Below are 8,538 nucleotides of genomic sequence, written 5' to 3'. Positions count from 1 at the left end.
CAAACAGAAGCACCGACTGAGCAACTGCCGCTCAGACATCCCCGAACCGCAAACCCTCCTCCATCGCCTGCCGCGCCTGCACCAGCGAAGTCCGCGCCGCCCGCGCATCGACGGCGACCTGAAGCAGCGCCCCGAGCTGCGACGGTTGCCGCAGCAATTCCCGCAAAATCGGCCCCAGCGCCGTGCTGCCATCGTCACGCAAGCCGGCGGTGGCAGCGGAAGGCAGCGTCCGCCAGGCCGGATCGACAATCGCGCGGCACACCGCGAACGGCAGACCATGCGCGGCGGCCGTCGCACCGGCAATATGCGATTCCATATCGACCGCCAAAGCGCCGGTTGAGCGATGCAACGCGCGCTTGTCGTCAGCGCTGATCAAAGGCGTGGTCACGGCAGCCATCAGGCCGCGCCGCAAACGCGCCGTCAGCGGCCCGGTGGCAAGCGCAGCGGCAAGCCTGTCAGCCCATGACCGATCGGTCTCGAGCCGCCCAAACGGCCCCTCAACGGCCTCAGCGACGATCAACGTGCCCGGCTCCAGGTCAGGCGCCAACCCACCGGCCGTTCCGAAACTCACGATCCCCGAGCAACCACGCGCGACCGCCGCGCTCAACGCCCGCTCCAGCAGATCGGCGCGCGCCGCGTAGACCACTTCAACACCCTTGCCGCGCGCGATGCGCGCTTCGAACGCCATCCCCGTCACCACGATCACCGGCAAGGTGCCGCGGCCGGCATGAGCTGACGGTGTTGTCGAAAACGCCATCCGTTACATCCCGACCGCGACGCGCGTCAGCCCGTTGCGTTTCAGATGACGGAAGCGCGCCAGCGCCCACAGCGGGAAGAACTTGCGATAACCGTGGTAACGCAGATAAAACACGCGTGGGAAACCGGTCGCCGTGAAGCGCGTTTCGTCCCACAGGCCGTGCTCGCGCTGTTCGCGCTGCAAATACTCGACGCCGCGCGCGACCGCCTCGTGATCGACCTCGCCCGCCGCCATTAGGCCCATCAGCGCCCATGCGGTTTGCGAAGCCGTGCTCGGCGCACGCTCGTAGCCGCGGTAATCGAGCTTGTAGCTCTCGCCGCCCTCACCCCAGCCGCCGTCCTGATTCTGGATCGACAGGAGCCACTGCGCGGCGCGCTTCATGCGCGGGTCGTCGTGCGGCAGGCCGGCGGCGTTCAGCGAACACAGCGCTGTCCACGTGCCGTAGATGTAGTTCAGGCCCCAGCGGCCGTACCAGCTGCCGTCCGATTCCTGTTCCTTCAGCATGTAGTCGAACGCGCGTTGCGCCGGCTCGCTGCCGCGCGGCAATTCGCCGAGTTGCGCAAGCATCGACAGGCAACGGCCCGACACGTCCGCGGTCGGCGGATCGAGCAACGCGCCGTGATCGGAAAACGGAATGTTGTTAAGGTAGTACTGCGTGTTTTCCGGTTCGAACGCGCCCCAGCCGCCGTCGCTGCTTTGCATGCCGACCACCCATTCGCGCGCCCGCGCAATGGCTTCGCGATCGACATCCGATTGCGTCAGCGCCGCCGAGCGTTGCATCGCCATCACGACCACGGCCGTATCGTCGACGTCCGGATAGTGCGCGTTGTTGTACTGGAACGCCCAGCCGCCGGGACGCACGTTCGGGCGGCGTGAGATCCAGTCGCCGCGCACGTCGAGAATCTGCAGCGGACGCAGCCACGCGAGCCCGCGTTCGGCCGCTTGCTCAGCGTGCGCTTCGCCGGTCTCGAGCAGCGCGTGCGCCACGAGCGAGGTATCCCATACCGGCGACAAACACGGTTGGCAATAAGCTTCGTCATCCTTGATGACGAGCAGCTTTTCGATCGACTGCCGCGCAATCGCGCGGTTCGGATGATCGGCCGGATAGCCGAGCACGTCGTACATCATCACCGAGTTGGCCATGGCCGGAAAAATCGCGCCGAGGCCGTCTTCGCCATTCAGCCGTTCGTCGACGAAGCGCACCGCCTCGCGCACCGAACGCTCGCGCGTCGCCTTCGGGAACAGGCCGTCGACCATGCGCAGCATCACGTCCACGCCGCGGAAGAAACGGAACCAGCCGAGATGCTGATGCGGCGCCCGATCACGCATGCCGGTATTGACCGGCGCGGCGCGGAACAGCTCGTCGATACGCACGCGGCGAGGATTGCGCGCCACCGGCCGCTTTGCGTTCAGCACCAGCAACGGCACGATCACCGTGCGCGCCCAATACGACACCTTCGACAGATGGAACGGAAACCATTGGGGCAACAGCATGATCTCCACGGGCATCATCGGCACGGCGCGCCATGACACCACGCCGAACAGCGCGAGCAGAATCCGCGTGAACACGTTCACCGTTTCCGCGCCGCCGTCCGCCAGAATGGCTTCGCGCGCGCGGACCATGTGCTCGGCATCCTGCGAGTCGCCGATCATTTTCAGCGCGAAGTACGCCTTCACGCTGGCGCTGACGTCCATCGCGCCGTCGGTGAAGAGCGGCCAGCCGCCGCCGGGCAACTGGATGCGGCGCAGATAGCGGGCGATCTTCTGCTCCAGCTCCACGTTCGGCGTTTCGCCGAGATAGTGGACCAGCAGAACGTATTCCGCGGGAATCGTCGCGTCGGCTTCGAGTTCGTAGACCCAGTGGCCGTCCGGCTGCTGCGCGGCGAGGATCGCGTCGGTGGCGCGCGTGATCGCGGCATCGAGCGGCTCAGCGGAAGCTTGCGGCGCGGCGACGGACGCAGCCTTCGACGCATTCAGCGCGGCATCGGCGAATTCAGGCGGGACGGCGTCCAGCGGCTGGGCTTGAGATAAATCGTTCATCGGCGTTCCATCGGTTGATTCAGCAGCGTATCCGCGGCCTTCTGGCCGGAGCGGATCGCGCCTTCGATCGTCGCGGGCAGGCCGGTAGCCGTCCAGTCGCCCGCGAGCATCAAATTGTTCCAGCGAGTACGCGTGCCGGGACGCAGCGTTTCCTGATTCGGCAACGCGGCAAACGTCGCGCGCTTTTCCATCACGACCTGCCAGGCCGGCATCGGCTCGACCGGCAAATTGACGGCCTGGGCCACTTCGGCCCAGATGGTTGTCGCAAGCGCTTCATGCGGTGTGTCGAGCAGGCGTTCGGCGGCGTTGATCGTGACCGACACGCGGCCTTCGAAGGCGAACAGCCAATCGGCCGTCGCGTGGAGCAGCCCGGTGACCGGCGCCATCCCGAACGGCGGCTCGATCGCGAAATGCACGTTGGCGATCGCCGCGAAGCGACTCGGCGAGCGCAAACCGGGCACGAGCGTCTGTGCGACGTCCGGCGGTACCGCGAGCACCACGGCCTGGTTGGCATCGATCGCGATGCTTTCGTCCGCGAAATTCAGCGCCGAGACACGGCCGGTGTCGGCAAATACGAGGTCCGTCAGGCGCGAACCCAGCCGGATGGACGCGCCGCCATGCTGCAAGAGCCGCAGCGCCGGATCGACAAAGGCGCTGCTCAGGCCGTTGCGCGGCACCAGGGGCCGGCACGCCAGACCGCCGGCGACAAGCGCCTCCCTGACCATGGCGCCCGTGAGTTCCGCCGACGCTTCACGCGGCTCGATATTGAGCATCGCAAGAAACAGCGGCCGCAGCAGGCGGTCCCATAGCGGGCCATTGCAGCGCATGGTCTGCGCCACACTGCGCCCGGGCTTGGCGAACAGCAGCGGCACGAGCGCCAGATAGTCGGTCGGGCCCGTGTTCGGCACGCGCGCGTTCGGATCGAAGATCCACCAAGGCAGGCGGCCCGGCGACAGGCGCACGGTCCAGCGCGCCCGCGTTGCCAGATCCACGAACGGATACTCGGGCTGGGCCGGGCCGATCAGCTCGTCGGCGGCGCCGATCGCCCGCAAATAGTTAAGCGTGGCGAGATTGCCGGACAGCACCCTGTGATTGCCGCTGTCGATGGTCACGCCGAGCTTCGAGTCGTAATAAGAACGGCAACGGCCACCGGCCTGCGCGGCCGCCTCATGCAACACGACTTGTGCTCCGCGCCGCTGCAATTGCACTGCGGCGGCGAGGCCGGCGAGACCGGCGCCGATCACATGGACGAGCTTTTGCATCAGCTCAGAAGAGCGCGTAACGCGCGACGATCCACAGCATGCGCAGCTTCGGCTTGCTGACCTTCGTACGCGGAATGTCGAAACCGCGGTCGAGCGTGCGTTCGAGCAGCACGCGATACACGCCCGACATGATGCGCGGCGCCCGCACGTGGTTGCGCGGTTCGCGGTCCATGATCGCGTCGGAGGCGGCGAAATGCTGCCTGGCGCGCTCGGCAAGCGTCGCGCAGACGCGCGGCAAAGACGGATCGTCGGCGATCTGCGTCGGACTTGTTACCGCGATGCCTTCGCGCGCCAGCAGCTCGTGCGGCAGGTAGCAGCGATTGATGCCGGCGTCTTCGTCGATATCGCGCAGGATGTTGGTCAGTTGCAGCGCGCGGCCCAGATGGTGCGCGAGCAAACGGCCCGGCTCCTCCTGCATCCCGAATATCCTCACCGACAGGCGGCCCGCCGCACTTGCGACACGGTCGCAATACAGGTCGAGCGTGGCCTCGTCGGGCGCACAGATGTCGGCGGCGGCGTCCATCGCCATGCCGTCGATCATCGCGTGGAAGTCTTCGCGTTGCAGATGGAACGTATGAATGTGCCGCGTCAGCGCGCGCAAGGAAGCGCGCGGTGCGCCGGCGTAGCACGCGTCGATGTCGGCACGCCAGCGCTCGAGCGCGGCGGCACGTTCGGCCCGTGGCAGGTCGTCGCTGTCGGCGATATCGTCGACAGCGCGGCAGAAAGCGTAGACCTGATACATCGCATCGCGCTGCGCGGCCGGCAGGATCCGCATGGCGAGATAAAACGAGCTGCCGGACGTGGCGGCAGCGGCGTCGATTTCTGTATCGTCCACGACAAGATTGGAAACAGCCAAGACGATCTCCGCTGGAGGCGCCCGCTGAAAGGCGTTCAAGAAGTTTTAATGCCTACCCGCAGGGCACGCGGCACGCGCGCGCGGACACGCGCGAAACACCCGGCAGGGATGCCGGAAACGACGAAAAGTATAACAATCTTTGTGAGATGCCGCTGTTGGGGGGTCGAATCGGGGGCCGGAAGGCTCAGATAAACGCCACCGAGCGGTTGCGTCCCTGCCGCTTGGCGCTATACAGCGCCGCGTCGGCTTCATTGATCAGCACGTCGTACGCCGGCATGCCCACGCGTGCCGCCGCACCACCCACGCTCGCGGTCACCGGCACGCTCGTGCCCTGCACTTCGACAGGCGTATCGGCGATCGTGCAGCGTATCTTTTCCGCGACCCGCATCGCGTCTTCGAGCGGCGTACATGGCAGCAGCAACGCAAACTCCTCGCCACCGAAACGCCCGAAGGTGTCCTGCGCCCGCACCACGCCGGCGACCCGCTGCGCCATCACGCGCAACACCGTGTCGCCGACGCCGTGGCCGAACTGGTCGTTGATTTTCTTGAAGTGATCGAGGTCGAACAGCAGCACGGACAACTCGCCGCCGTAACGCTGCCAGCGCGTGTACTCATCACGCAAACGCGCTTCGAAGAAACGGCGATTGGCGATGCCCGTCAGACCATCACGGTCCGCATATTCCTGCAACTTGGCAACTGCCTCTTCACGTTCTCGCTGCACGATACTCACATGCGTCACGTCGGAGATGGTCACACACACGGCCACCACTTCACGATCGCGCATGAGCGGCATGAACGTGCAGTCCTGCTGCATGAAATCGACGCCGCCGGTGATCGGCCGGTCATGATCGAATTTGAAGAGGTACGGGCGCTGCTCCCACGAACTGAATGCGAAACTGCCGAGCTGAAACACGCTTTCAATCTTGCGCGACAGCCACACGCGCGGCACTTCCGGAAAGTGCGTGAAGAGCGATTTGCCCACCACCTGGTCCGGCGACAAGCCGCTGTGATCCTGCATGAAACGGTTCCACATAAGCACGTTCATATCGCGATCGAGCACGAAGATACCGAAACCGACACGTTCGATAACCAGATCGCTCAACGACTTCACGGGCACCTCCACAGACATATTCACAGGCACATTCATAGGCTGGACAACAGTTCGTCAAGCGCCGCGCTCACGTGACGAATCGACTCTTCGGCCATCAGCATCACGAGGTGCGCGCGGAAGCTCTGATCCTCGAGCGCGAAATTGACTTCCACCAGCAACGCGACTTCCCATTGCAGCACGCCGGGCTGGAACACTTCGTCGAGTGTCAGCGCCTGGCCGAGCAGGCCCGGCGCGGAGAAGACCGGCGTGCGGCCGAGCTGGTCGAGAATGCACGAGACACACGCACCCGTCAGCACGTTCGCGACGTCGAACACGAGTTCTTTCTGGCTCACCGCCTCGTAGGTCGAGCGCGAGTACGGATCGCTAACCAGTGAACACAACTGATCGACGCTGTCGCTGCGGCAGATCACCAGCGCTTCGCCCTTGATGTCGGAACGAAAGCCCTGACGCACCGCGCTCACGGTGTCCTCGATCCCGGTCATCTGGCGTAGCGCCGCAGCCGCTTCGCTCACTGCCACCACCTTCACGCGCGGCACCGACAATTCGATGAATGCGTCGAGCAGGCCCGCGAGACGCGTCGCGGCCTGGCCCATCGCCAGATTGGCGACCTCTTGCAGCGCGTCGCGCTGGTCTTCGGTGAGGACTGGCTCAGACATACAACCCGTACTCCTTGAGGATGGGTAGTAGCGCCTGGGGCCTCACGGGTTTGGCGATGAAGGCGGCGGCGCCGAGCGCGCGCACGCGCGACTGGGCCATCGGCTGAACATCGGCGGAGACGACGATGACGAAGGTGTTGAGGTCCTCATGCTGCAAGGCTTCCAGCACCTGGTAGCCGGTCATGTCCGGCATGGTCAGATCGAGGAACATCACCGACGCCTTGCCTTGGCGATACAGACCGAGCGCTTCGCGCCCGTTCGCGGCGTAGGAGACGTCGACATCCCAGTCCGGCGGCAATGCCTTGGTGAGCACCTTGCGGGCAAGCAATGAATCGTCGGCGATCACAATAGGCAAAGGCATAGGCGGGTCGATAAGCGGAATAAGCTCTGGCGCGTTAACGGTGGGGGCGGCGATTTCTTGAATGCGCGCTCTGTCGGCCCGCGGCAACGCGAGCTGAGGCTTGCGAGAATGGAGCTTGCAAACGAGCGGGGAGTGCCCGCAGCGAGGCACTTTTGATGGAACCGCTTTTGACAGCACTCATAGGCACGCATGGATGCGTGCGAGCACGGTGCACGATGGCTATGACCAGCATGTTCGAAGCCTACCCCGTAGATGAATCCGCGCGGCCTCATGGATCGGGCTTGGTCCCCTTGCCGCGCGCGTTTTCCACGCGAGCGCCCTCCGTTACGCGTTGTGCGCGTCGTCAGGCTGCCCTCGCGGCAGATGTATCCGAACATCGCGGATACATTTTTTGTGATGACATCGATTCTCGAAGTAAAACGGCGGAAAGGCAACTCGCCGAAATCCCCCTAACTAAAAATAGTTTCCTATTAAACGTTATTTTCGAACATTTTTTGATAGATTTAGAGGATGTTCTTTTGGATTTACACTTTTGTGTACGTTTGCGCTTCCTGATTCGTCACTGATTAGACGGCAGACAAATCAGGAGGCGATCATGTGTCACGGCAACGCGTACCGCCGCGGCATGTCTATGCTTTTGATATGAGGCCGATATCAGGCCAACTCCCGACTTTTTCGTCCCGAACCATCCTCGCTCTCGACCATGACCCCAGACCGGTTCGACCCGCCCGAAGCGAGCCACCTTCCCGCTAGCCGTCAGGACGGGGCGCTGTTTCCCGCCGTGCCGGAACAGAATTTCCACGTCCGGCGCATCACGCTGATCGCCCTGCTGATCGTGGCCATCGTGCTGCCGTGCGTGTACGTCGCGGCGATGGCGTTCAGCGACCTGCACACGCGCATGGCCGACGCGACCGACGTCACCCTGCGCACCGTGCGCGTGGCGGAAGAACACGCGCTGAAAGTGTTCGACATGAACGAGACGCTGGACGCGCGCATTGTCGACCTGACCCAAGGTTTGGACGACAACGGCATTCGCGCAAAAGAAGGCGAGATTCACGAGAAGCTGCGCACCATGGGCGGCGGCTATCCACAGGTCGCGGCCGTGTCGATTTTCGGCCTGCAAGGCGATCTGCTCGCCACCAGCCGTTTCTATCCCGTGCCGGTGTTGTCGATTGCCGATCGCGAGGATTTCGTCGGCATTCGCGACGGCAAGGGCCTCGAACATGTCTCGAAGGTGATGACGGGACACGTGGTGGGCGAGCAGGTGTTCAACACGGGGGTGGAGCGGCACGCCGCCGACGGCTCGTTTGCCGGCGTCGTCTCCGTTGCGCTGCGGCCTGGTTATTTCGACGCGTTCTACCGGGAACTGCTCGGCGGCAGCGACAGCACGCCGATGATCATGAGCCTGCTGCGCACCGACGGCTCGGTCCTCGCGCACTATCCGCGCCGCCCGCGCGAGCCGGCGGCGGTGGCGCCAGGTTCGCCGGTGGCGGAG

7 protein-coding genes and 1 pseudogene are annotated in these 8,538 nt (G+C 64.5%); 1 reads left to right on the top strand and 7 read right to left on the bottom strand.

Annotation, left to right across the window (positions count from 1 at the left end):
* Positions 1 to 31 precede the first annotated feature (31 nt).
* The 7 genes from QOC89_RS31675 to QOC89_RS31645 form a co-directional block, all read right to left on the bottom strand.
* Positions 32 to 757, bottom strand: coding sequence for a phosphorylase (locus QOC89_RS31675; RefSeq protein ID WP_323048652.1), 726 nt, complete (start codon positions 755 to 757; stop codon positions 32 to 34).
* 3 nt (positions 758 to 760) lie between these two features.
* Positions 761 to 2,797, bottom strand: a complete 2,037-nt coding sequence (gene shc, locus QOC89_RS31670) for a squalene--hopene cyclase (protein WP_323048651.1) — start codon at positions 2,795 to 2,797, stop codon at positions 761 to 763.
* Entirely contained in the window at positions 2,794 to 4,059 is a 1,266-nt protein-coding gene (gene hpnE, locus QOC89_RS31665; RefSeq protein WP_323048650.1) for a hydroxysqualene dehydroxylase HpnE, read from the bottom strand. The genes shc and hpnE overlap by 4 nt, the downstream gene beginning before the upstream one ends.
* A gap of 4 nt (positions 4,060 to 4,063) precedes the next feature.
* Entirely contained in the window at positions 4,064 to 4,915 is an 852-nt protein-coding gene (hpnD, locus tag QOC89_RS31660) for a presqualene diphosphate synthase HpnD (RefSeq protein ID WP_323048649.1), read from the bottom strand.
* 184 nt (positions 4,916 to 5,099) lie between these two features.
* Positions 5,100 to 6,044 carry a diguanylate cyclase gene (locus tag QOC89_RS31655; protein WP_323048653.1) on the bottom strand — a complete coding sequence of 315 codons (945 nt, stop codon included), beginning with the start codon at positions 6,042 to 6,044 and terminating at the stop codon, positions 5,100 to 5,102.
* 14 nt (positions 6,045 to 6,058) lie between these two features.
* Positions 6,059 to 6,682: a chemotaxis protein CheC gene (locus tag QOC89_RS31650; RefSeq protein WP_323048648.1), complete on the bottom strand. Its 624-nt coding sequence runs from the start codon at positions 6,680 to 6,682 to the stop codon at positions 6,059 to 6,061.
* On the bottom strand, positions 6,675 to 7,043 hold the full coding sequence (locus tag QOC89_RS31645) for a response regulator (protein ID WP_323048647.1): 369 nt from the start codon (positions 7,041 to 7,043) through the stop codon (positions 6,675 to 6,677). Before QOC89_RS31645 ends, QOC89_RS31650 begins: the two co-directional genes overlap by 8 nt.
* 703 nt (positions 7,044 to 7,746) lie before the next feature.
* On the opposite strand from QOC89_RS31645, the pseudogene QOC89_RS31640 reads away from it, so the two are divergent.
* Positions 7,747 to 8,538: pseudogene (locus QOC89_RS31640) on the top strand (hybrid sensor histidine kinase/response regulator); the annotation flags it as partial.

Source organism: Paraburkholderia sp., assembly GCF_034668105.1.
Classification (GTDB): Bacteria; Pseudomonadota; Gammaproteobacteria; order Burkholderiales; family Burkholderiaceae; genus Paraburkholderia.
The sequence above is the reverse complement of the archived record's forward strand: the minus strand, read 5'-3'. Positions and strand labels throughout refer to the sequence as shown.

Bases quoted from the DNA above. Each gene is read 5' to 3' on its own strand.
- QOC89_RS31675 (WP_323048652.1), bottom strand. From the start codon at position 757: ATGGCGTTTTCGACAACACCGTCAGCTCATGCCGGCCGCGGCACCTTG.
- QOC89_RS31645 (WP_323048647.1), bottom strand. From the start codon at position 7,043: ATGCCTTTGCCTATTGTGATCGCCGACGATTCATTGCTTGCCCGCAAG.
- hpnE (WP_323048650.1), bottom strand. From the start codon at position 4,059: ATGCAAAAGCTCGTCCATGTGATCGGCGCCGGTCTCGCCGGCCTCGCC.
- shc (WP_323048651.1), bottom strand. From the start codon at position 2,797: ATGAACGATTTATCTCAAGCCCAGCCGCTGGACGCCGTCCCGCCTGAA.
- QOC89_RS31655 (WP_323048653.1), bottom strand. From the start codon at position 6,044: ATGTCTGTGGAGGTGCCCGTGAAGTCGTTGAGCGATCTGGTTATCGAA.
- QOC89_RS31650 (WP_323048648.1), bottom strand. From the start codon at position 6,682: ATGTCTGAGCCAGTCCTCACCGAAGACCAGCGCGACGCGCTGCAAGAG.